The 22,846-nt window shown below is 67.6% G+C and carries 24 protein-coding genes; 18 read left to right on the plus strand and 6 right to left on the minus strand.

Going from position 1 to position 22,846, the window contains the following annotated elements; translation table 11 throughout:
• Positions 1 to 55: 55 nt before the first annotated feature.
• From AC1RKE_RS14220 to AC1RKE_RS14240, 5 genes are all read left to right on the plus strand, one after another.
• The gene (locus tag AC1RKE_RS14220) at positions 56 to 1,366 is read left to right on the plus strand and encodes a UdgX family uracil-DNA binding protein (RefSeq protein ID WP_348683461.1); all 1,311 of its coding nucleotides are present in this window, start codon (positions 56 to 58) and stop codon (positions 1,364 to 1,366) included.
• A 218-nt stretch (positions 1,367 to 1,584) separates the two neighbouring features.
• Positions 1,585 to 2,703, plus strand: coding sequence for an MlaE family ABC transporter permease (locus AC1RKE_RS14225; RefSeq protein ID WP_152949835.1), 1,119 nt, complete (start codon positions 1,585 to 1,587; stop codon positions 2,701 to 2,703).
• Complete coding sequence (locus tag AC1RKE_RS14230; RefSeq protein ID WP_054765228.1) at positions 2,700 to 3,485, plus strand: ABC transporter ATP-binding protein; 786 nt, start codon at positions 2,700 to 2,702, stop codon at positions 3,483 to 3,485. The genes AC1RKE_RS14225 and AC1RKE_RS14230 overlap by 4 nt, the downstream gene beginning before the upstream one ends.
• A 12-nt stretch (positions 3,486 to 3,497) precedes the next feature.
• On the plus strand, positions 3,498 to 4,436 hold the full coding sequence (locus AC1RKE_RS14235) for an MlaD family protein (protein ID WP_336966519.1): 939 nt from the start codon (positions 3,498 to 3,500) through the stop codon (positions 4,434 to 4,436).
• A complete protein-coding gene (locus AC1RKE_RS14240; protein ID WP_348683459.1) occupies positions 4,433 to 5,077 on the plus strand; it encodes an ABC-type transport auxiliary lipoprotein family protein in 645 nt (214 codons plus the stop codon). Before AC1RKE_RS14235 ends, AC1RKE_RS14240 begins: the two co-directional genes overlap by 4 nt.
• Before the next feature lie 10 nt (positions 5,078 to 5,087).
• Here AC1RKE_RS14240 and chrA read toward each other — a convergent pair whose 3' ends face one another.
• The 3 genes from chrA to AC1RKE_RS14255 are packed head-to-tail and all read right to left on the minus strand — an operon-like array spanning position 5,088 to position 7,669.
• Positions 5,088 to 6,275, minus strand: coding sequence for a chromate efflux transporter (gene chrA / locus AC1RKE_RS14245; RefSeq protein WP_348683457.1), 1,188 nt, complete (start codon positions 6,273 to 6,275; stop codon positions 5,088 to 5,090).
• A 33-nt stretch (positions 6,276 to 6,308) separates the two neighbouring features.
• Positions 6,309 to 6,965, minus strand: a complete 657-nt coding sequence (locus AC1RKE_RS14250) for a 3-oxoacid CoA-transferase subunit B (RefSeq protein WP_191555410.1) — start codon at positions 6,963 to 6,965, stop codon at positions 6,309 to 6,311.
• The gene (locus AC1RKE_RS14255) at positions 6,965 to 7,669 is read right to left on the minus strand and encodes a CoA transferase subunit A (protein WP_191558071.1); all 705 of its coding nucleotides are present in this window, start codon (positions 7,667 to 7,669) and stop codon (positions 6,965 to 6,967) included. The genes AC1RKE_RS14250 and AC1RKE_RS14255 overlap by 1 nt, the downstream gene beginning before the upstream one ends.
• Positions 7,670 to 7,944: 275 nt before the next feature.
• Between AC1RKE_RS14255 and AC1RKE_RS14260 the strand changes: the two genes are divergently transcribed.
• From AC1RKE_RS14260 to AC1RKE_RS14285, 6 genes are all read left to right on the plus strand, one after another.
• Positions 7,945 to 8,970, plus strand: coding sequence for an SAM-dependent methyltransferase (locus AC1RKE_RS14260; protein ID WP_191558072.1), 1,026 nt, complete (start codon positions 7,945 to 7,947; stop codon positions 8,968 to 8,970).
• Positions 8,971 to 8,992: 22 nt separating this feature from the next.
• Positions 8,993 to 9,406 (plus strand): DUF2177 family protein, encoded by a 414-nt coding sequence (locus AC1RKE_RS14265; protein WP_054765234.1) that lies wholly within the window; start codon positions 8,993 to 8,995, stop codon positions 9,404 to 9,406.
• 89 nt (positions 9,407 to 9,495) lie between these two features.
• Complete coding sequence (locus tag AC1RKE_RS14270) at positions 9,496 to 10,410, plus strand: SGNH/GDSL hydrolase family protein (protein WP_333896814.1); 915 nt, start codon at positions 9,496 to 9,498, stop codon at positions 10,408 to 10,410.
• A gap of 2 nt (positions 10,411 to 10,412) precedes the next feature.
• Positions 10,413 to 11,684, plus strand: a complete 1,272-nt coding sequence (locus AC1RKE_RS14275) for a GDSL-type esterase/lipase family protein (protein ID WP_348685140.1) — start codon at positions 10,413 to 10,415, stop codon at positions 11,682 to 11,684.
• The gene (locus tag AC1RKE_RS14280; RefSeq protein WP_395942256.1) at positions 11,684 to 13,087 is read left to right on the plus strand and encodes an MBOAT family O-acyltransferase; all 1,404 of its coding nucleotides are present in this window, start codon (positions 11,684 to 11,686) and stop codon (positions 13,085 to 13,087) included. The genes AC1RKE_RS14275 and AC1RKE_RS14280 overlap by 1 nt, the downstream gene beginning before the upstream one ends.
• 15 nt (positions 13,088 to 13,102) lie before the next feature.
• Positions 13,103 to 13,588, plus strand: coding sequence for a hypothetical protein (locus AC1RKE_RS14285; protein WP_054765238.1), 486 nt, complete (start codon positions 13,103 to 13,105; stop codon positions 13,586 to 13,588).
• A 49-nt stretch (positions 13,589 to 13,637) separates the two neighbouring features.
• Here the strand turns inward: AC1RKE_RS14285 and AC1RKE_RS14290 are convergent, their stop codons facing one another.
• Complete coding sequence (locus AC1RKE_RS14290) at positions 13,638 to 14,099, minus strand: peptidylprolyl isomerase (protein WP_152949842.1); 462 nt, start codon at positions 14,097 to 14,099, stop codon at positions 13,638 to 13,640.
• A gap of 72 nt (positions 14,100 to 14,171) precedes the next feature.
• Between AC1RKE_RS14290 and AC1RKE_RS14295 the strand changes: the two genes are divergently transcribed.
• Complete coding sequence (locus AC1RKE_RS14295) at positions 14,172 to 14,882, plus strand: RlmE family RNA methyltransferase (RefSeq protein WP_333896818.1); 711 nt, start codon at positions 14,172 to 14,174, stop codon at positions 14,880 to 14,882.
• A 7-nt stretch (positions 14,883 to 14,889) separates the two neighbouring features.
• Here the strand turns inward: AC1RKE_RS14295 and AC1RKE_RS14300 are convergent, their stop codons facing one another.
• On the minus strand, positions 14,890 to 15,438 hold the full coding sequence (locus tag AC1RKE_RS14300; RefSeq protein ID WP_054765241.1) for a DUF2061 domain-containing protein: 549 nt from the start codon (positions 15,436 to 15,438) through the stop codon (positions 14,890 to 14,892).
• Positions 15,439 to 15,566: 128 nt separating this feature from the next.
• Here AC1RKE_RS14300 and guaB point away from each other — a divergent pair, with 128 nt between their 5' ends.
• From guaB to AC1RKE_RS14330, 6 genes are all read left to right on the plus strand, one after another.
• On the plus strand, positions 15,567 to 17,024 hold the full coding sequence (gene guaB / locus AC1RKE_RS14305) for an IMP dehydrogenase (RefSeq protein ID WP_395942257.1): 1,458 nt from the start codon (positions 15,567 to 15,569) through the stop codon (positions 17,022 to 17,024).
• Positions 17,025 to 17,236: 212 nt separating this feature from the next.
• Positions 17,237 to 17,428, plus strand: coding sequence for an MAPEG family protein (locus AC1RKE_RS14310; RefSeq protein WP_348683980.1), 192 nt, complete (start codon positions 17,237 to 17,239; stop codon positions 17,426 to 17,428).
• A 1-nt stretch (position 17,429) separates the two neighbouring features.
• A complete protein-coding gene (locus AC1RKE_RS14315; protein WP_348683982.1) occupies positions 17,430 to 18,731 on the plus strand; it encodes an RsmB/NOP family class I SAM-dependent RNA methyltransferase in 1,302 nt (433 codons plus the stop codon).
• Positions 18,731 to 19,435 (plus strand): 5'-methylthioadenosine/S-adenosylhomocysteine nucleosidase, encoded by a 705-nt coding sequence (locus tag AC1RKE_RS14320; protein WP_348683984.1) that lies wholly within the window; start codon positions 18,731 to 18,733, stop codon positions 19,433 to 19,435. Before AC1RKE_RS14315 ends, AC1RKE_RS14320 begins: the two co-directional genes overlap by 1 nt.
• On the plus strand, positions 19,432 to 20,994 hold the full coding sequence (guaA, locus tag AC1RKE_RS14325) for a glutamine-hydrolyzing GMP synthase (RefSeq protein ID WP_336966548.1): 1,563 nt from the start codon (positions 19,432 to 19,434) through the stop codon (positions 20,992 to 20,994). Before AC1RKE_RS14320 ends, guaA begins: the two co-directional genes overlap by 4 nt.
• A 290-nt stretch (positions 20,995 to 21,284) precedes the next feature.
• Positions 21,285 to 22,538: a tyrosine-type recombinase/integrase gene (locus AC1RKE_RS14330; RefSeq protein ID WP_292020435.1), complete on the plus strand. Its 1,254-nt coding sequence runs from the start codon at positions 21,285 to 21,287 to the stop codon at positions 22,536 to 22,538.
• On the opposite strand, the gene AC1RKE_RS14335 is transcribed toward AC1RKE_RS14330, so the two are convergent.
• A complete protein-coding gene (locus AC1RKE_RS14335) occupies positions 22,492 to 22,785 on the minus strand; it encodes a helix-turn-helix transcriptional regulator (RefSeq protein WP_174086284.1) in 294 nt (97 codons plus the stop codon). The genes AC1RKE_RS14330 and AC1RKE_RS14335 overlap by 47 nt on opposite strands.
• Between the last annotated feature and the right edge of the window lie 61 nt (positions 22,786 to 22,846).

Genomic DNA, 22,846 nt, shown 5'->3' on the forward strand with positions numbered 1-22,846 from the left:
GAGGGGGGGCACGCTGGCGACACCGGGAGTATGGATCCTCGGGACAAGCCCGAGGATGACGGATTTGGGGAATCGCGAACGGGCGGAATCTGAGTTCTCGGTTCCCGCCGCCTTCGTCGACCTGGCGCGCGACGTCATCCTGCATCGGTCCGCCGACCGGTTCGATCTCTTGTACCGTCTGCTGTGGCGGCTGCGGGACGAGCCCGATCTGATGAAGATGATCTCCGACCGGGACGTGGCCGAGGCGATGGAGCGGGCCAAGACCGTCAGCCGGGCCTCGCACAAGATGAAGGCCTTCGTCCGGTTCCGGCAGGTCGAGGATGCGCGGGGCGAAGCCTGGGTCGCCTGGTTCGAGCCGCCGCATCGGGTGCTGGAGAAGACCGCCCCCTTCTTCCAGCGCCGGTTCCCGACCATGCGCTGGTCGATCCTGACGCCCGACGGCTCGGCGTTTTGGGACGGGGAGCAACTGGCCTTCGGCCCGCCGGCCACCCGCGACATGGCCCCGGCCGAGGACGAGATCGAGGAATTCTGGAAGACCTACTACGCCTCGACCTTCAATCCCGCCCGGCTGAAGGTGAAGGCGATGAAGGGAGAAATGGCCAAGGGATACTGGAAGAACCTGCCCGAGGCGGCGCTGATCCCGGAACTGGTGGCGGCGTCGTCGGTTCGCACCGATGTCATGGTCGCCAAGCCCGCTCCCGAACCCAACGCCCGTTTCTCCCGGGCCATCGCGCCGGATCTGCACGCCGGGCGGCCCACAGCGGATGCGGTTCCCGATGATCTGAGCGAGGTCGAGCGCGGGGTGCAGGCCTGTCGCCGCTGTCCCCTGTATCGCGACGCCACCCAGGGGGTCTGCGGCGAGGGCCCCAGGGGCGCGCGGCTGATGATCGTGGGCGAACAGCCGGGGGATCAGGAGGATCTGGCCGGCCAGCCCTTCGTCGGCCCCGCCGGCGGGGTGCTGGACGCCGCCCTGGAAGAGGCGGGGATCGAACGCGCCGATGTCTATGTCACCAATGCGGTCAAACACTTCAAGCATGAGCCGCGCGGGAAGCGAAGGCTGCACAAGACCCCGAACGCGGGCGAGGTCCAGGCCTGCCGCTGGTGGCTGGACGCCGAGCGTCGCCTGATCCGCCCCAGGCTGGTCCTGGCCTTGGGGGCGACGGCGGGACTGGCGGTTCTGGGTCGCAAGCCGGCCGTGACGAAGGAGCGGGGGCGGGCCCTGCCTCTGGACGACGGCTCGGTCGGGATGGTCACCGTTCACCCCTCTTATCTGCTTCGCCTGCCGAATGCGGATTCGCGGGCGGAGGCGCGTCGCGGATTTGTCGATGATCTGATCGCCGCAAGTGGGCTTATAAGCCGGTCCTAGAACCAAACCGGGTCGGCGGCGTTTTAACACGCCGCCAGCGTGGCGGCCGGAGGGGTGATGAGGCGCGCAGGTTCGACACAGTGCACGGGGAAAGCACGGCGCCAATGTCATCGCACGTTGACTAAGATCCAAGGCTTCACCATTAGCCGAGGCGGTATTTCGGCTGTTCCTTGCGCGGCTTGGGAGCGTTCGAAGGCCTTTCTGACTGCCGGGGCGCGATGAGCCAGACCGATTACGAAATCACGGATGCGGGCGGCGGCGCGGCGAAGCTTCGTCTCGTCGGCGACTGGACGACGACGGCCCTGGGGCGGCTGCCGCAGCGACTGGACAAGGATCTGAACGGGCGGAAGATCGAGAGCCTGGACACCCGCGACCTGGGTCGGTTCGATACGGCCGGCGCCTTGGCCCTGGTGAAGGCTTCGCAGCACGGCGTGCCGAAATCGGCCTGGGCGGACCGACCCGAGGCCGGGCGCATCTACACGATGATCGAGGCGCTGGAGCGCAAGAGTCAGCCGCCGCCTCAGAGACCCAACGCCTTCACCCGCAGCTTCGCCAAGATCGGGCGGGGCGTTGACGACTTCGGTCAGGAGGCCATGCTGTCCCTGGCCTTCCTGGGTCGGTTGATGGCGGCGGTGGTCGAGGCCGCCAAACATCCGGGCGGCATCCGCTGGCCCGCCTGGGTCAGCCAGGGCGAGCGGGCCGGGCTGGACGCCATTCCGATCGTCATGGTGACGAACTTCTTCATCGGCGCGGTGGTGGCCTTCATCGGCGTGGACCTGCTGACCGACTTCGGGGCGCAGGTGTTCGCGGTGCAGCTGATCGGCGTGGCCATGTTCCGCGAGTTCGCCGTGGTGATCGCCTCGGTCCTGCTGGCCGGGCGGTCGGCCTCCGCCTTTGCGGCCGAGATCGGCTCGATGCGTATGAACCAGGAGGTCGACGCCATGCAGGTGATGGGCGTCAATCCGTTTCAGGCCCTGGTGGTGCCGCGCTTGGCGGCCCTGGTGCTGATGCTGCCGCTGCTGACCTTCACGGGCATGATCGGCGGCCTGATCGGCGGGCTGATCGTCTGCTGGAGTTCGCTGAACCTTGGGCCGGCCTTCTTCTTCCAGCGTCTGGTCGAGGACGGCAGCATGGCCCAGCACATGATGGTCGGTCTGGTGAAGGCGCCGGTCTTCGCCCTGGTGATCGCGGCCATCGGCTGCCGCCAGGGCATGTCGGTGGCGGGGGACGTCGAAAGCCTGGGGCGGCGGGTGACGGCGGCTGTGGTGCAGGCGATTTTCGCCATCATCCTGCTGGACGCGGTCTTCGCCCTGATCTTCCTGGAGCTGGACATATGACCGACGCTCCCCAAGCCAAGACCGAGACCCTGATCGAGGTGCGCGGGCTGCTGAGCCAGTTCGGCGAGCGGACCATTCATGAGAATCTGGACCTCGATCTGGAACGCGGCGAGGTGCTGGGCGTGGTCGGCGGGTCCGGGGCGGGCAAGACGGTGCTGCTGAACACCATCATCGGCCTGAAGGAGCCCGAGGGCGGGTCGGTCAAGGTGCTGGGTTACGACCGCGCCACCCTGACCAGCGATGAGGCGGCCGACATCGAGCGCAGGACCGGCATCCTGTTCCAGCAGGGGGCGCTGTTTTCGTCGCTGAGCGTGCTGGAGAACGTCGCCTCCCCCCTGGTCGAACACACCAAACTGCCCAAGGCCGTCATCTATGAGCTGGCCGAGCTGAAGATCGCCATGGTGGGGCTGAAGCCCGAACACCATCACCTGAAGCCCGCCGAACTGTCGGGCGGGATGAAGAAGCGGGCCGGTCTGGCGCGAGCCCTGGCCCTGGACCCCGAACTGGTGTTTCTGGACGAGCCCACGGCCGGGCTGGACCCGATCGGAGCGGCGGCCTTCGACGAGCTGATCCGTCAGCTGTCCGACGACCTGGGCCTGTCCGTCTTCATGATCACGCACGACCTCGATAGCCTGTACGCCATCTGCGACAAGGTGGCGGTGCTGGCCGACAAGCGGGTCGTCGAAAAGGCCACGGTGAAAGAGCTGGAAGGCTCGGATCATCCGTGGATCAAGGAATACTTCCTGGGGCCGCGCGGTCGCGCGGCCGTCAAGGCGGCTTGAGGAGAGCCAGGTATGGAAAGAGACGCACACTACGCCGCCGTCGGCATCGCCACCGTCGCCCTGCTGGCGGCCCTGGCGGTGTTCACCATCTGGCTGGCCCGGCTGCAGTTCAACAGCGACTATGACCTGTACGACATCGTCTTCTACGGGCCGGTCAACGGCCTGTCGGAAGGGGGCGAGGTGCATTTCAACGGGATCCGCGTGGGCGAGGTGACCGACCTGAACATCGACACCAAGCGCGGCGACCAGGTGATCGCGCGGGTGCGGGTTGACGCCTCCACCCCGGTGCGCGTGACCTCGCGCGCCCAGCTTGAGCCGCAGGGGATCACCGGCCTGAACTATATCCAGATCACCGCCGGCTCGCCCAACAGCGCCCTGCTGAAGGACCAGTATCCGGACAATGTGGTGCCGGTGCTGCAAAGCCAGCCGTCGCCGATCGCCGAGCTGCTGAGCGGGTCCGGCACGGTCCTGGCCCAGACGGTGGACGCGCTGAACCGGATCAACCGGGTCATGTCCGACGACAATATCCGCAGCTTCTCGACCAGCGTGAAGAACGTGGAGGCCCTGACGACCGAGCTGGAGGCGCGCAAGGCCATCTTCGCCGAGCTGGAGGAGGCGATAAAGAACGCCAACGCCACCATACTGGAATACCAGGGGCTGGCCGCCGACATGCGGGCCGTGGTCAACACCGACGGCCGCGAGGCCATCGCCAACATCAACCAGGCCACGGCGGAGGCGCGGGTCGCCATCGCCTCTGCCAATCGCTCGATAACCGGACTGGAGCGGCCTCTGGGCGACTTCGCCACCTCCAGCCTGCCGCAGCTGAGCGGAACCATCGAGGAACTGCAGGAGGCGACCCGGTCGCTTCAGGCCCTGATCGACGACGTCCGCGCCAGCCCGCGAGACTTCATCGGGAAACCGCAATCGAAAGAGCTGGAGGTGCAGCCGTGATCCGTTCCCTGGTTCAACTGGGCGCCGTCGCCGGCGTCGTGGTCTCGCTGAGCGGCTGTTCGCTGCTGTCCACGCCGGACCCGGTGCAACTGTATCGGTTCGGTCTGCCCATGGATGCGCCGTCCGCCGAGGGCGACACGCCGGCCCCCCTGTCGGTGTCGATCCGGCGCATCGAGTTCCCGGAGGCCAGCAGCGACGACCGGATCCTGGGCGTGACGGGCACCGAGACAGCCTATATCGGCGGGGCGCGCTGGGTGTCGCCGGCTGCGACCCTGTTCGATGACAGTCTGAAGGCCGCCTTCGCCAATCGGGCGGATCAGATCCGGGTGCTGGGCCGACGCGAGCCGGGCACGCCGCCGTTGGTCCTGCAGGTGACGGTCACCACCTTCGAGGCCCGTTACGCCGCGACGGGCGCGACGCCGGACGTGGTGATCACCGCCCGGGCCCAACTGCGCTCGACGCCCGAGCGCCGGGGCGACGGCGCCATTCGGCCGGAAGAGGGGCGCTCGGTCGAGCGGGTCTTCACCGTGACCCAGCCGGCAAGCGAGAACCGGGTCTCGGCCATCGTTACGGCCTTCGATACGGCGACGCGCGACATCAACACCCAGATCGCCGACTGGACCATCCGCTCGGCGCGCTGAGACCGGGGCGTCAGCCGAAGAGCAGCCGGCCGCCCAGAGCGCCCGAGACGACGAGGACCGGCGCCGCCCAGCGCCCCTTGGCGAAGAGCGCCGCGATCAGGGCGACCAGGAACAGCAGGCCCGCGCCCCACAGGGACGGGGCGCGCTGGGCGGTGGACCACATCAGCTGGACGGCCGTGGCGGCGATGACGCCCGTCACCGCCGCCGCCACCCCGGCGAGGGCGCGGTGCAGAGGCGGGTGGTCGACGACCGCCTCCAGCCGTTCGAACAGGATCATCGAAAAGGCGAAGGCGGGCAGGAATATTCCCGCCGTCACCGCCAGGGCGCCGGCCCAGCCGCCCGCGAGATAGCCGACGAAGGTTCCGAAGATCACCAGGGGAGCGGGCAGGACGCCGGCGATGGCGACCCCGTCCAGGAAAGCGCCGTCCGAGACCCAGCCCCGCCCCACGGTGTCGGCGCGCAGATAGGGAATGGCGGTATAGGCGCCGCCGAAGGTCAGCAGGCCGCCCTTCAGCCCCGCCAGGAAGAGGTCCAGGCTTTCCGCCGGCGCGCCGGTCGGCTGGATCAGGGGTGTAGAGAAGGCCCCGTCGCCGCGCAGGACAACGGCCAGAACGACGGCGGCGACGACCAGGCCTGCGGCGACCCAGGGCCTGCCGCCGAAGGCGTAGATCAGCCCCCCGGCGATCAGGGGGACCCAGAAGGGGGCGCCGATCAGGCTGGCGGCGCAGGCGAAGGCCGCGACCAGCCACAGCTGCCGATCCTCCAGCACATGACGCCCGATCCGCCGCACGGCCCAGACGATCAGGGCCAGGACCACGATCTGCATGCCCAGGAGCGGGCCGGCCCAGGCGGCGCTGTCGGCGACCAGCCGCTGATAGGCCCAGGCCGCCGCCAGCATCAGGAGGAAGCCGGGCGCCATGAATCCTAGGCCAGCCAGCAGGCCCCCGAGACGGCCCCGCGCCGTCATCCCCATGTGGACGCACAGTTCGTGCGCCTCCGGCCCCGGCAGGGCCTGCATGACGGCCAGCAAACGGTTGAAACGGGCGCTGGACATCCAGCGCTCGCGCTCGACCAGGTCGCGACGGATCATGGCGATCTGGGCCACGGGCCCGCCGAAGGCCAGGAGGCCGAAGCCGAGGAACTTCAGGAAGAGGGCCGCCAGGGACAGGCGGGGGACCTGGGGTTCCAGTTCATCCACGGCGCTGGCCTCCGGGCAGTCGCGGGGGCCGGGTCAGCCCGCCTTCAGCGCCTCGGAGACAGTATAGGCCGCCTCGGTCTTGGCGGCGACCTCGTCCAGGGTGACGCCGTCGGCCAGCTCGATCAACTCCAGCCCCGAGCCGTCCGGCTTGACGTCGAAGGTCGCCAGGTCGGTGATGATGCGGCTGACCACGCCCGTTCCCGTCAGGGGAAGGGTGCAGGATTTCAACACCTTGGACTGACCGTGCTTGTTGGCGTGCTCCATGACCACGACCACGCGCTTGACCCCCGCGACCAGGTCCATGGCGCCGCCCATGCCCTTCACCAGCTTGCCGGGGATCATCCAGTTGGCGATGTCGCCGTTCTGAGCCACCTCCATGGCGCCCAGAATGGACAGGTTGATATGGCCGCCGCGGATCATGGCGAAGCTGTCGGCGCTGCTGAAGTAGGACGACTCGGGGATCTCGGTGATCGTCTGTTTCCCGGCGTTGATCAGATCGGGGTCCTCGTCGCCCTCATAGGGGAAGGGGCCCATGCCCAGCATGCCGTTCTCGGACTGGAGGGTCACGGTCATGCCAGCGGGGATGTAGTTGGCGACCAGGGTGGGGATGCCGATGCCCAGGTTCACGTAGAAGCCGTCCTGAAGCTCCTGGGCGGCGCGCTCGGCCAGTTGTTCGCGGGTGCGGGGCATCAGACGGCCTCCCTCTGCCGGACGGTGCGCTGTTCGATGCGCTTCTCGGACACGGTCTGGACCAGGCGGTCGACGTAGACGCCCGGGGTGTGGATGTGGTCGGGGTCCAGAGAACCGACGGGGACGATCTCCTCGACCTCGACGACCGTGACCTTGCCGGCGGTGGCCATCATCGGGTTGAAGTTGCGGGCGGTCTTGCGGAAGACGAGGTTGCCGCGCTCGTCGGCCTTCCAGGCCTTGACGATGGACAGGTCGGCGATCAGGCCGGTCTCCATGACATAGTCGCGGCCGTTGAAGTTGCGGACTTCCTTGCCCTCGGCGACCAGGGTGCCCACGCCGGTGGCGGTGAAGAAGGCGGGGATGCCGGCGCCGCCGGCGCGGATGCGTTCGGCCAGGGTGCCCTGGGGGTTGAACTCCAGCTCCAGCTCGCCGGCCAGATACTGGCGCTCGAACTCCTTGTTCTCGCCGACGTAGGACGAGATCATCTTGGCGATCTGGCGGGTGCCCAGCAGCTGGCCCAGGCCGAAGCCGTCGACCCCGGCGTTGTTGGAGATGACCGTCAGGCCCTTGACGCCGCTGTCGCGCAGGGCGGCGATCAGGTTCTCGGGGATGCCGCACAGGCCGAAGCCGCCGGACATGACCGTCATGCCGTCGAAGGTCAGACCCTCCAGCGCGGATGTGACGTCAGCGTAGATCTTACCCATCGCTCTCCCTCTTTTCATCGCCTGATGAATATCGGCGTGTTGGGCCACGCCTAACCCGGCGCGGACGACAGGGCAAGCCGGGGATGTCGCGGCCGCGCGGCGGCCCGCAAAAAACAGTGTCCGAAGTGTCCGGACTGTCCGATTTGCCCTCGAGACGCGCGACCTTCGGAGAGGTGGGGAAGGGCAATCCAGGCGGCAAGGGAGGCGCAGCATCCGCAAGAGGCCACCGGGCGTATGATTTTCGAAACCGCCGCAACCGCCGATCAGAGCCTCCGATGAACCTGACCAATGTCGCGATCCGTCAGTTTCAGGACGCGCCGTTCCCGGACGTCATCACCCGCCCGGCCATCGACAGCCTGGTGACGGAGGCGCGCAGGCGGCTGGACAAGGACGGCCCGCACGACGAAGCCGCCTTCGCCGCGGAAATGGCCCGGCGCGCCATCGCCGAACACGCCGACGCCGCCAACGCCCAGCACTACGAACTGCCGCCAGAGTTCTTCCGCCTGTGCCTGGGCGAACGGCTGAAATATTCGTGCTGCCTGTATCCGACGGGAGCGGAGACGCTGGACCAGGCCGAGGTCGCGGCCCTGCTGGAGACCTGCGCTCACGCCGATCTGTCGGACGGGCAGACCATCCTTGAGATGGGCTGCGGCTGGGGTTCGCTGTCGCTGTGGATGGCCGAGACCTATCCTCGGGCGCGGATCACGGCGGTGTCGAACAGCCACGGCCAGCGCAAACATATCGAAGGCGAGGCGAGGGCGCGGGGGCTGACCAATCTGACGGTCGTGACCCAGGACATGAACCGGTTCGACACCGACCAGCGGTTCGACCGGATCGTCTCGGTCGAGATGTTCGAGCATATGGCCAACTGGCGCGCCCTGCTGACCAAGGCCAAGTCCTGGCTGAAACCGGATGGGCGGATGTTCATCCACGTCTTCACCCACCGCGACGCCCCTTATCGGTTCGATCACACCGACAGCGGCGACTTCATCGCCCAGCATTTCTTCACCGGGGGGATCATGCCCAGCCGCGGACTGATCCGGCAGTTTCCCGACCTGTTCGCGGTCGAGCAGGAGTGGACCTGGAACGGCGGCCATTACGCCCGCACCGCCAATCACTGGCTGGCCAATATGGACCGCAACGCCGGGCGGGTCGCCGTGCTGATGCGCGAGACCTATGGGGCGGACGCCAAGCTTTGGACCCGGCGGTGGCGGCGCTTCTACCTGGCGACCGCCGGTCTGTTCGGCAACGACGGCGGCCGCACCTGGGCGGTCAGCCACTATCGCCTGAAACCGGCCTGAAAACCCGTCTGAGGAGTTTGTCGTGATCAAATATGTCTTCGCCTATCTGGGCGCCGGGATCACCTTCGCGGTGATCGACGCTGTCTGGCTGACCACCATGACCAACCGCTTCTACAAGCCGGTGTTGGGCCCGATCCTGGCCGAGAAGCCGGACATGAAGGCGGCCGTGCTCTTCTATCTGATCTCGATCGCCGGGACGGTCTTCCTCGCCATCGCCCCCGCCTTGAAAGAGGGAAGCTGGACCAAGGCGGCGATCCACGGGGCGGTCCTGGGCTTCGTCGCCTACGCCACCTATGACCTGACCAACCAGGCCACCCTGGCCGCGTGGCAGACCAAGCTGACCGTCGTCGATCTGATGTGGGGCACGGTCCTGACGACGATCTCGGCGACGGGGGGCTATTTCGCCGCGCGCTGGGCCGAGGGGCGGTTCGGCTGAAACTTCCGTTCGCCTGACAAGAGTCAGCCATGGCGCCCGGCGCATGTTAAGCTATAGGTAACCGCTTTACGTCGGAGGGGCGCCCCGCTTTGCGTGTCGGCATAAACGGACTGACCTGGGCGCTGGTCGTCGGGGTGGTGATCGGCCTGGCCCTGACGCCGGACGGGCGCGGCTGGCTGCGTCATCCCACCCTGATGCTGGGCGGATCGGCCGTCGCCTCGGCCAGTCCGCCTGAGAACCGCGCGCCTTCGCCCGAAACCGCCGCACCGCCCGTCGCGCCGACGCCGGCCGTTCAGCCCCTGGTCACGCCCTTGAAGGCGCGACTCGCTGAGGGGCGTCTGAGCGTGGGGGTGTTCGGCGACTCCATGGCCGACGGCTTGTGGGCCGCCCTCTATCGCGATCTCAACCACCAACCCGGCGTGACGGTGACCAAGTTCAGCGAGGTCTCCACCGGTCTGTCGCGCTACGACTATGTGGACATTCAGGCCAAGACCGAGCGCCAGCTGCGCGAGACCCCGGTCGATGCGGCGGTGGTGCTGTTCGGCACGAACGACGCCCAGGGCATCAGCCTGGACGGGGTGATCCACGACTTCGGCACGCCGGGCTGGAAGGCCGCCTACGCCAAGCGGATCGACGACCTGGTCGGCCTGCTGCGCGCCAATGACGTCGCCGTCTATTGGGTCGGCCTGCCCAAGATGAAGCGCACCGGGTTCGACGCCAAGATGGCCGTGATCAATGCGGTGGTGCGCGAGCGGATGACGGCCCTGAACGTGCCCCTGATCGAGACGTCCGCCCTGACGGCGGATGCGGCGGGCGACTACGCCGCCTATCTGCCCGGCCCCAGCGGGCGGCCCCAGCTGATGCGCGCCAATGACGGCATCCACATGAGCATGGCCGGCTATCTTCGGATCGCCGCCCCGGTGGCCGAGCGGTTGAAGCGCGACGCCGGCCTGATCGAGGCGAAGACGGCCGATCCCCGGCTCGACACCCCGCCGACCGGCTGATCATGAGCCTGGGGGCCGTGGGGGCGGCGATACTGATCCTGGCGGGGCAGGCGGACGTGCAGGCCGGAACGGGCGCGGTCGCCTATAGGCCGGTCGCAGCGCCGACGCCGGGCGTGTCTTCGATCTGTCCGGACGGCCTGTGCGGCGAGGCGGCCCTGGAGGGGCTGTTCCAAGCTCTGGAGGCGACGGAGGCCGGCGCGCGCGACCGCCCCGTCCATATCCTGCAGATCGGCGACAGCCATACGGCCGGCGACCGGATCACCGGCGCCGTGCGCGCGCGCTGGCAGGCCCGGTTCGGCGTTGGAGGACGAGGCGTTCTGCCGCCGGGCGTCCCCTACGCCGGCTATGCCCCGATGCAGGTTGAGGTGACGACGACCGATTGGCCGCTGCGTACGGATGTGTTGTCTGGCGGGCGTCTGCCGGTCGGCGTCGGATTCACAGGCAGCGAGGCGGACGTCGCGGACGGCGCGGTGATGACCATCGCGGCCGAAAACAGCGCGGCCTTCGACAAGGTCCAAATCTGCGGAGAGGGTTGGCCGAAGGACGCCGAACTGGCTTTGACGGGCAGCGCGGGCTTGCGGACGATGGTGTTTCCCGGTCCCCGCGACGAAATCTGGCAACCCGTGTGTCAGACCGCGATGTTCGACGCGCTCCAGACGCGGCTCGAGATTCGCCCGACGGGCAGGGTGAAAATCCATGACGTGCGGCTGACGCGACAGGGGCCGGGCGTGGAGCTGTCCAATCTCGGCGTCGTCGGAGGGACCGTTCAGGATCTGGTGCTGAGGAACGGCGACTGGACGCGATTGGAGCTGGACGCCTGGCGGCCGGACCTGGTCATCATCGCCTTCGGCGTCAATGATGGATTCGCGCCGAACTTCAACGTCGAAGACTACGAGTCCTGGCTGAACGGCGCCCTGACGCAGCTGAGGGTGAGCGCCCCGGACGCCGCGATCCTGCTCCTCGGCGCGCCGGAAGGCTTGAAGGCCGGAATCGGCGGGCCGTGCGGCGGACGGGCCGCGCCCCCAGCCCTGACCATGGTCCGAGACGTGCAGCGTCGCGTCGCGGGCGAGACGGGCGTCGCATTCTGGGACTGGTACGGACGGATGGGAGGCGACTGTTCGGCGGAACGTCTGGCGACTGCGCCTGAGCCCTATATGCGGCCCGACCGGGTGCATTTCACTTCCCAGGGGGCGGAGTGGATCGGCGGGATTCTGAGCGACGATCTGCTGGCCGCCTATGACCGCTGGAAGGCGGCAAAGGGGGAGGCGGACTGATGCTGTTTCCGACCCTGGCCTTCGCGGTCTTCTTCCTGTTCGTCTATCTGGTCAGCTGGAGCCTGGATCGGGAGAACGGGCGGCGCAAACTGTTCCTGCTGCTGGCCAGCTGGTTCTTCTACGCCCAATGGGACTGGCGGTTCGTGGGGCTGCTGATCGTCTCGGCCGTGCTGAACTGGGGCGTGGCGGCCCTGATCGTGCGCAGCGACCGGGCGGGGCAGCGAAGGTTGTGGGTCGGCCTGGGCGTGGCGGCCAATCTGCTCATCCTGGGCTTCTTCAAGTATTACGGCTTCTTTGTCGAACAGGCCGTTGATCTGCTGGCGCAATTTGGCTGGGAGAGAGACCTTCCCCTGTTGCAGGTGGTGCTGCCGGTGGGGATCAGCTTCTTCACCTTCCAAGGCATCAGCTATGTGGTCGACGTCTATCGCGGCAAGACGGCGCCGGCCGAGAGCCTGCTGGACGTCATGCTGCTGATGAGCTTTTTCCCGCACCTGGTGGCGGGGCCCATCGTGCGGGCGTCGGACCTGTTGCCCCAGTTCGCGCGGGTGCCGCGGCTGACGCGCGAGATGGCGACCCATGGGCTGCTGCTGATCGTCTGGGGCCTGTTCAAGAAGACCGTGATCGCGTCCGAGCTGGCGACGCGGCTGGTGGACCCGGTCTTCTTCGATCCTTCGGCCTATGGGGCGATCGACATAGCGGCGGCGGTCTATGCCTATGCGGTTCAGATCTACTGCGACTTCTCGGCCTATTCGGACATGGCCATCGGGATCGCGGCCCTCCTGGGTTATTCCTTCCCGCGCAATTTCGACCAGCCGTATCGGGCGGCCTCGATGCAGGCCTTCTGGCGGCGCTGGCACATCAGCCTGTCCAGCTGGCTGCGCGACTATCTGTATGTGCCGCTGGGGGGCGGGCGCAAAGGACTGTGGTCGTCGTGCATGAATGTGATGATCACCATGCTGCTGGGCGGGCTGTGGCACGGGGCGGCCTGGACCTTCGTGGCCTGGGGCGCCCTGCACGGCGGGGCGCAGGTGGTGGAGCGTTTAGGGCGCGCGTTGGTCAAGGACCGCAAGGTCGTCCCGACCTGGCTGGGGGTTCTGATCACCTTCCATGTCGTCTGTCTGGGCTGGATTCTGTTCCGCGCCGAAACCTTCGATCTGGCGATGCAGATGTTGGTCGGCCTGGGTCGGTTCGAGGGCTTCAGCCTGTTGACGCCCTTTGTGCTGGCGTTGATCGTCGGCGGACTGGCGATGCACGGACTGCCGCCGCGCGCGGTGGAGGGGCTGGCCGAACGGCTGAAGACGGCGCCGTCGCCGACCCTGGGCATCCTCATCGGACTGGCGATCCTTCTGGTCGAGGCGATGCGGCCCGAGGGCGTGGCGCCCTTCATCTATTTCCAGTTCTGAGGCCTTGATCCGACGATGAGCGAGCCGACGGACCCGATCGACCCCTTTCCCACCCGCGCCCAGCCGCCGGTGTCGCCGTTTCCGCCGCTGGAGGAGCCGACGGCCGCCGATCCGCCCAGCGACTGGATCGACGCCGCCGACGCCCATGACTTGCCGACGCGGGAGAACGCCCTGGTCGCCCTCGGTCGTTTCGCCTTTCCCCCCGCCCCGCCGTTGGACGAGGAAGGGGAGGCGGCGCGCGCGCGGCGGTGGACCAGCCAGACCGTGCTGGTCGCCTGCGTCTTCCTGATGATCTTCAACGCGGGATCGGTGCAGAACTGGGCGCGCCAGCAGCCGCCGGGCTGGACTCAGTCAACGATTGATCGACTCGCGACGGTCTGGGTCGAACAACTGGCTCTGCTGGGGGCGGACCAGCCGGTCGAGGGGCTGCGGCAGCTGTGGCGCGAGGCGCAGACGCTGCGGTTCGACGGCGGCCGGGACAAGGCGGCGCCGGACGCCTGAGATCGCGCCGACGGCCAAGGCCGGCGCGATCTTTCGGTGTGGAGCCGGCTTAGTTGACGGTCGCCTTGACGATCTTGCCGGGGCTGCGCGGCGGCTCGCCCTTCGGCAGGGCGTCGACGTGTTCCATGCCGGACTCGACCACGCCCCAGACGGTGTACTGACGGTCCAGGAAGGTGGCGTCGTCGAAGCAGATGAAGAACTGCGAGTTCGCGCTGTTCGGATCGGCGGTGCGGGCCATGGAACAGACGCCGCGCACGTGCGGCTCGGCCGAGAATTCCTGCTTCAGGTTCGGCTTGTTGGAGCCCGAGGTGCCGGTGCCGGTCGGATCGCCGCCCTGGGCCATGAAGCCGGGGATGACGCGGTGGAAGACGACGCCGTCGTAGAAGCCTTCCTGGGCCAGTTCGGTGATCCGGGCGACGTGGTTCGGGGCCAGGTCGGGGCGCAGCTTGATGACCACGTCGCGGGCTTCGCCGTCTCCGGTGTCCAGGGTGAAGGTCAGGGTGTCGGCCATTTCGGTCGTCCTCTCGGGGTTGATTTGCGGCGGGACATAGCCCGCAACGCCGGTCGGGGCTATGTGGGAACGATGAGTGAAGACGAAAAGCCTCAAGAACGTCGTCGTATGGTGCGGCCGCCCAGCGGCGGAACCGCGGCCGGACGCGGCATGGGCACGAAGATGAAGACGGCCGACACCAAGTCCATGTCGAGCCAGCAGTGGATCAAGCGCCAGCTGTCGGACAAATGGTCGGAACGGGCGCGGGCGGAAGGCTGGCGTTCGCGCGCCGCCTTCAAACTGATCGAGATCGACGACAAGTTCCGGCTGATCAAACGGGGGTCCAAGGTCATCGACCTGGGCGCGGCGCCGGGCGGCTGGGTCCAGGTGGCGCTGAACCGGGGCGCGGGCGCCGTGGCCGGGGTGGACCTGTTGATGATCGAACCGATCCCGGGCGCCACCCTGCTGCAGGCGGACTTCACCCAGCCCGGCGTGGATCAGCAGCTGATCGAAGCCATCGGCGGACAGCCGGACCTGGTTCTGTCGGATATGGCGCACAACACGGTCGGCCACCGCCAGACCGACCACCTGAAGATCATCGCCCTGATCGAAATCGCCGCCGACTTCGCCATCCGCACCCTTCGGCCCGGCGGCGCCTTCGTCTCCAAGAACTTCCAGGGCGGCGACGCCGGGGGCGTTCTGGCGCGACTGCGCGAGGAGTTCGAGACGGTGAAGTACGTCAAGCCGGAGTCCAGTCGGAAGGACAGCGCCGAGGTGTTTCTGGTGGCGTTGAATAAGCGCTAGGCGGCCTTCAGGCCGTCGCGGGTCTACGGGCCGCGCGGCGTTCTTCCATCCGCGACCAGACCCGGTCGTGCAGGGTGAAGAAGACCGTCTGAACCAGGGGCTCGATGACGCCGATGGCCAGGGCGGCGCGGATGTCCTGGGTCAGGGCGAAGGCCACCAGGACGGCGACGGTGAAGTGCATGACGCCATAGGTCACGGTCTTGACCGCCACCTGTTTCAGCGACCGGGGCAGGGCGTGGCTGTGGCCATGGCCGTGGTTGTCGTGGACGCGGGCCTGTTCCTCGGGCGACATGATGTCGAGGCGGGCGGTGAAGGCCTCGGCCGCTTCTTCGATGTTCGACGCCATGCGGCGGCGTTCGATCCGGTGCCAGACGCGGTCGTGGATCGAATAGGCGATGGTCTGAAAGAAGGGCTCGACCATGCCGACGGCCAGGGCGATACGCCAGTCGCGGGTGATGGCGAAGGCCACGAGAATGGCCACCACGAGGTGCATGACCCCGTAGCTGGCGATCTTCAGAGCCAGTTTGCGCGCTGTGCTGAGGATGACGCCGACCATGATGCGAGAATGGTCATTGGGGCGCTGGGTTGCAAACCAATAAAATCTATCACGTCCATAAGCCGCAAGACCCTTGCCGTAGCCCCCCGCATCCCGTTATACGCGGCCCGCAAAACGGAGACTCCCCTATGGAGATACGCGAAGGACTGACCTTCGACGATGTTTTGCTGGAACCCGGTCCGTCCGAGTTCATGCCGGCGATGGTCGACGTCTCGACCCAGCTGACGCGCGACATCAAACTGAACATCCCGCTGCTGTCGTCCGCCATGGATACGGTGACGGAAAGCCGCCTGGCGATCGCCATGGCCCAGTCCGGCGGCCTGGGCGTGCTTCACCGCAACATGACCATCGAGGAGCAGGCCGATCAGGTCCGCGCCGTGAAACGCTATGAGAGCGGCATGGTGGTCAATCCGGTGACGGTGAGCCCCGCGACGACGCTCGGCGAGGTGCGCGAGATCGTCGAACGCAAGAAGATCACCGGCTTCCCGGTGGTCGATCCCAAGTCGGGCAAGCTGGTCGGCATGCTGACTCACCGGGACATGCGCTTCGAAAGCGATCCGAACGTCACGGCCGCCTCTCTGATGACCACCGGCGACCTGATCACGGTGCGCGAGGGCGCCAGCCGCGAGGAGGCGCGCGAACTGCTGCGCACCCGCAAGATCGAGCGGGTCATCGTGGTGGACGAGGATTATCGGGCCGTCGGTCTGATCACGATGAAGGACATCGAGAAGGCCCAGGCCTTTCCGAACGCCGCCAAGGACGAGCAGGGCCGGCTTCTGGTCGGCGCCGCCTCGACGGTCGGCGACGCCGGCTTCGAACGAGCCATGGCCCTGGCGGAGGCGGGCGCCGACGTGGTGGTGATCGACACCGCCCACGGACACTCCGCCTCGGTCGGCCAGGTGGTCGAGCGGATCAAGCGCGAGAACAACCGTATCCAGATCATCGCCGGAAACGTCGCCACCTATGATGCGACGCGGGCCCTGATCGACGCGGGCGCCGATGCGGTGAAGGTCGGGATCGGTCCCGGCTCCATCTGCACCACCCGCATCGTCGCGGGCGTGGGCGTGCCCCAGCTGACGGCCGTGATGGACGCCGCGCGGGCGGCCAAGGGATCGGGCGCCTCGGTGATCGCCGACGGCGGCATCAAGTACTCGGGCGACCTGGCCAAGGCCATCGCAGCCGGCGCGAACGTGGCCATGATGGGCTCGATGTTCGCCGGCACTGACGAGAGCCCCGGCGAGGTCTTCCTGTACCAGGGCCGGTCCTACAAGTCGTACCGCGGCATGGGTTCGGTCGGCGCCATGGCGCGCGGCTCGGCCGACCGCTATTTCCAGAAGGAAGTCTCGTCCGAGAAGCTGGTGCCCGAGGGCATCGAGGGCCAGACGCCTTACAAGGGGCCTATTGGTCCGGTTTTGCACCAGCTCGTCGGCGGGCTTCGCGCCTCGATGGGCTATGTCGGCGCCGGCACGATCCCGGACTTCCAGGACCGCGCCCGCTTCGTGCGCATCACCGGCGCCGGCCTGCGGGAAAGCCACGTCCACGACGTGATGATCACGCGCGAGGCGCCGAACTACAGACAGGGATAAGGCCATGACGACCGAACTGACCTATCTGGCCCTGACGCTCATCCTGGCCCTGGTCCACATTCTGGCGCCGGCCCTGGGGCGGACGGCGCAGTTCGGTCTGGCCTGGAACGCCGGCGCACGCGATACGCCGGCCGGGCCGTCCCGTCCGGTGGTGGGGCGCCTGGAGCGGGCGCAGTCGAACCTGTTCGACCCTGCCCCTGTTCATCGGCGCGGTGCTGATCGCCCATGTGGTCGAGGCCTCCGGACCCCTGACCCTGTGGGGGACGACCCTCTATTTCTGGGGTCGCGTCGTCTATTTGCCGCTCTACGCCCTTGGCGTTCCCTATATCCGGTCGCTGGTCTGGCTGGTCTCGATCGTGGGACTGGTCATGGTGCTGGCGTCCCTGTTTCTTCTGAAAGCCTAGATTGACCCCAGCCGCCCGTCTCGCCGCCGCCGCCTCCGTTCTGGACGCCATCGCCCAGGGCCGCCAGCCGGCGGAAACCGTCCTGAAAGCCTGGGGGGCCGCCAACCGCTACGCCGGGTCCAAGGACCGGCGCGCCATCGCCGACCGCGTCTACAAGGTGCTGCGGGCGCGCGGCCGCCTGTCCTGGATCATGGGCGGGCGCGAGGACGGCCGGGCCCTGGTGATCGGGTCCCTGCACGCCATCGACGGCCTGTCGCTGGAAGAGATCGAGGCCCTGCATGCGGGCGACGGCTACGGGCCGCGGCCCCTGTCGAAACAGGAACGCGGCCGGATCACGGCGGGGGAGGGGGAGCTTCCCGGCTGGGTCGCCGCCGGCCTGCCCGAGTTCGTGGTCGAGGATTTCAAGGCGACCTTCGGCGAGCGTTGGGCCGAAGAGGCACGCGCCCTGATGGCGCCGCGCGCCCCGATCGACCTGCGGATCAATGACTCGGCCGCCACGGTCGAGGAGGTCGAGGCCGAACTGAAGGCCGCCGGGCTGGACGTTTCGCGCACGCCCTGGTCGGCCGTCGGCCTGCGCGTGCCGTCGGAACCGCCGCCCAACATCCAGGCGCTGGAGGGGTTCAAGTCCGGCAAGTTCGAGATCCAGGACGAGGGCAGTCAGGTCGTCTGCTGGCTGGCCGGGGCGCAACCCGGCGCGACGGTTGTGGACTATTGCGCAGGCGGCGGCGGCAAGACCCTGGGTCTGGCCCAGGCCATGAAGGGGCAGGGGAGATTGACGGCCTCCGACGTGGTCAACAAGCGGCTGGAGAATATCCGCCCTCGCCTGCAACGCGCGGGCGTCGAGGCGGACCTGGTCCTGATCGGCCAGAACGGCGGGGGGCTGGAGGCGTTGAACGGCCAGGCCGATCTGGTCTTCGTCGACGCCCCCTGTTCGGGCTCGGGCACCTGGCGGCGTCGGCCCGAGGACGCCTGGCGTCTGACGGCGGACGAGGTCGAGAAACTGCACGCCGTTCAGGTGCGTATCCTGAGCCAGGCGACCAGGTTGGTGAAGCCGGGCGGCCGTCTGGTCTATGTGACCTGTTCCATGCTGGCGCGCGAGAACGAGGCCAGCGCCGACGCCTTCGAGGCCGCCCATCCCGAGTTCAAACCGGTCCCGGTCGCCGACCTGCTGGGCGCGCCGCAACTGACCGACGCCGCCCGGACCAGGTTCGCTGAACTGGCGTCCGGCGCGCGGCTGCGGCTGTCGCCGGCCTCGGCCGACACCGACGGCTTCTTCGCCGCCGTCTATCAGCGGGCCGTTTGATGGGGGCGGCGCCGGTTCGGCACGGCGAGATTTCGGTCCTCTACGTCATGGCCGCGCCCGCCGAATACGGCGACTGTCTGCGCGCCCGCATCCAGCCCCTGATGACCGGCGTCGGCCCGGTGGAGGCTGCCGTGACCCTGACCGCCGCCTTGGCCCGGCTGGAGACGGCGGGCAATCCGCCCGACCTGATCGTGTCGCTGGGGTCGTGCGGCTCGCGGGTGCTGGAGCACGCCTGCGTCTATCAGGCTTCTTCGGTCGCCTATCGCGACATGGACGCCAGCCCTCTAGGCTTTCCCAAGGGGGTGACCCCGCTGCTGAACCAGCCTGCGGTCCTGCCCCTGCCGTGCCCCGTCCCGGGCCTGCCGACCGCCAGGCTTTCGACCGGCGCCAATGTCGTCTCCGGCGTCGCCTATGACGCCATCGACGCCGAGATGGTGGATATGGAGACCTGGGCCCTGGTCCGGGCGGCCCAGACCTTCGGCCTGCCCCTGATCGCCCTGCGCGGCGTGTCGGACGGTCGGAGCGAGCTGAAGGCGTTGGAGGACTGGACCTCCACCCTTTGCCATGTGGACGAGAACCTGGCCGCCGCCCTGGACCGTCTGATCGCCGTCCTGGAGGCCGACGGCCTCGCCGCGCTTGAAATTCCGGCCTTACACGGCCAAGACCCCGCGCAACCTCCCGCCCCGGATTCGATCACGCCATGACCACGCCGCACGACCACCGATCAGTCCTCATCGTCGATTTCGGCAGCCAGGTGACCCAGTTGATCGCCCGCCGCCTGCGCGAGGCCAGCGTCTATTGCGAGATTCACCCGTTCCAGAAGGCGGAACAGGCCTTGGCGGCGATGAAGCCTGCCGCCGTCATCCTTTCGGGCGGACCCGAGAGCGTCCACGAAGAGGGCAGCCCCCGCGCGCCCCAGGCCGTGTTCGAGGCCGGGGTGCCGGTCCTGGGCATCTGCTACGGCGAAATGACCCTGTGCGAACAGCTGGGCGGCAAGGTCGAGGGCGGCCATACGCGCGAGTTCGGTCGCGCCGCCATCACAGTTCAGAAGGATTCTCCCCTGCTGGCCGGCCTGGCTCCGGTGGGCGAGGATGAGGAAGTCTGGATGAGCCACGGCGACAAGATCGTCGCCATCCCCGAGGGCTTCGACGTGGTGGCCTCGTCCGAGGGCTCGCCCTATGCGGTGATCGCCGATGAGACGCGGCGCTTCTACGGCGTCCAGTTCCACCCGGAGGTGATGCACACCCCGCGCGGCCATCAGATGCTGAAGAACTTCACCCACGGCATCGCCGGGCTGAAGGGCGACTGGACCATGGCCGCCTATCGCGACGAGAAGATCGCCCAGATCCGCGAACAGGTCGGCGACGCCAAGGTGATCTGCGGCCTGTCCGGCGGCGTCGACAGTTCCGTCGCCGCCGTGCTGATCCACGAGGCCATCGGCGACCAGCTGACCTGCGTCTTCGTCGACACCGGCCTGCTGCGCAAGGACGAGGCGAAACAGGTCACCACCCTGTTCCGCGAACACTACAACATCCCGCTGATCCACGTTGACGCGTCGAAAGAATTCCTGGGCGAGCTGGCCGGGATTTCCGACCCGGAAACCAAGCGCAAGACCATCGGCCGCCTGTTCATCGAAGTGTTCGACCGCGAGTCCGCCAAGATCGAGGGCGCCGAATTCCTGGCCCAGGGCACCCTCTATCCCGACGTGATCGAGAGCGTCTCCTCGTCCAGCGGCAAGGCCCACGTCATCAAGAGCCACCACAATGTCGGCGGCCTGCCCGACTATATGAAGCTCAAGCTCGTGGAGCCCTTGCGCGAACTGTTCAAGGACGAGGTCCGGGCGCTCGGCCGCGAACTGGGCCTGAGCGACGCCTTCGTCGGCCGCCACCCCTTCCCGGGACCGGGCCTGGCCATCCGCATCCCCGGCGAGATCACGCCCGAGGCGGTCGAGACCCTGCAACAGGCCGACGCCATCTATCTGGAGGAGATCCGCAAGGCCGGCCTCTACGACGACATCTGGCAGGCCTTCGCCGTCCTGCTGCCGGTCAAGACCGTCGGCGTCATGGGCGACGCCCGCACCTATGAAAAGGTCCTGGCCCTGCGCGCCGTCTCCTCCACCGACGGCATGACCGCCGACTTCTACCAATTCCCCTGGGACGTCCTGGCCAAGACCGCGACGCGGATCATCAACGAGGTCCGCGGCGTGAACCGTGTCGTCTATGACGTGACGTCCAAGCCCCCGGGGACGATCGAGTGGGAATAATTCGGGCCCTTCGGGAGCTTTCGAGAACGCTTCCGATTTGATCCGTAAGGCACTGACGTAAAAGTGAATTCTGTCGAGACCCTTCGAAGCCTTTCGGAGGGTCTTTTTTTCGTGATGCCGACCTGTCTGACGGTATCGCGTCCCGTTGCTCCCATGGAAACCGGCTCATACCGTCAGGACCACGGCGAGCCGATGACGGTATTCTTTTCGCACAGGGTGCTGGAAAGATTGAGAAATATCGACCTCGAACCCCCGAATTCCGACCCTGTCCGGTGCGAGGAGATTTTACCGTGCTTACCGACGCCGCCCTGAAGAATTTGAAACCAAAATCAAAGCCTTACAAGAGTACCGACAGGGACGGCTTGTACGCCTACATCTCGCCGGGCGGCGCGATCTCGTTCCGCTACGACTATCGCTTCAACGGCCGGCGGGAGACGCTGACGCTTGGCCGATACGGTCGGGGTGGTCTGAGCTTGTCGCAGGCTCGGGAGCGCCTGTTCGAGGTCAAGCGGACCATCGCGGAGGGCGTCTCGCCCGCTCTGGAGAAGCAGCGCGCCAAGCGTCGTCTGAAAGAGGCGCGCAGCTTCGAGCATGTCGCCCAGCGCTGGATGGACACCGCCCCGATGGCGGACAGCACGCGGAACATGCGCCGGTCGATCTTCAATCGCGAGGTGCTGCCGCAGTGGCGAAACCGCCTGCTCAGCGAGATCACCCCGGACGACATCCGGGCCCACTGCAAGACCATCGTCGATCGCGGCGCGCCGGCGACGGCGATCCACGTCCGCGATATCGTCAAACAGATCTACGCCTGGGCCATCCTGCACGGCGAGAAGATCGACAATCCGGCGGACGGCGTCGGGCCTGCATCGATCGCGACCTTCCGGCCGCGCGACCGCAGTCTGTCGCCCAGCGAGATCCGCATCATGCTCGGCCTCCTCGGTGAGGTGGCGACCCTGCCGACGATCCGCCTCGGGCTGAAGTTTATCCTGCTCAGCATGGTGCGAAAGAGCGAGCTGCAGGACGGCGTCTGGCCGGAGGTGGATTTCGAGAACGCCGTCTGGTCGATCCCCGCGGCGCGGATGAAACGCTCCCGGCCCCACAACGTCTATCTGTCGACCCAGATGCTCGACATCCTGATCGCCCTGAAGACCTGCGCGGGGAACTCCAGATACATCCTGCCGTCGCGCTACGACGCGGACGCGCCGATGTCGCGGGCGACCTTCAATCGCGTGACCTCCGCCATCGCCGAGTTGGCGAAGAAGCGAGGACTGCCTCTGGAGCCGTTCACAGTGCACGACCTGCGGCGGACGGCCTCGACACTGCTGCACGAAATGGGCTTCAACTCCGACTGGATCGAGAAAGGCCTGGCCCACGAGGAACGGTCGTCCCGGGGCGTGTACAACAAGGCGGAGTTCGAAATGCAGCGGCGGCACATGGCGCAGCAGTGGTCGGACGCGGTCGAGGCGTGGGAGGCCGGGCGGACGTTCACGCCGGTGCTCAGTGTGCCGGAGGGAGAGGGGCCTCGCTTCGATCCGAAGTTCTGACCGGTCGGCTGACGCGCCGGCGGACGTCGGGCGGGGGCGCGCGCCGGATCGGCTGGTTACGGCGCCGCTCCAGCCAGGCCTCGACCTCGGCCAGGTCCCAGACCACGCAGCGGGGCGTCAGGAGGAACCGCTTCGGGAATTCGCCGCGGCGCTCCATCTCCCAGATGGTGCTGTCGGCGAGCGGCACCATCTGGTGCAGTTCGGGCTTCTTGATCGTGCGCCGCAGGGGCGGGGTGGTCTGGGCCATCGTAATCTCCGCTTTGCTGCGAAGAATCGAACTCGAAAGAGTCCGACGGGCCTAGCCGTAC

The organism is Brevundimonas sp. GW822-FHT03E11, from assembly GCF_058801445.1.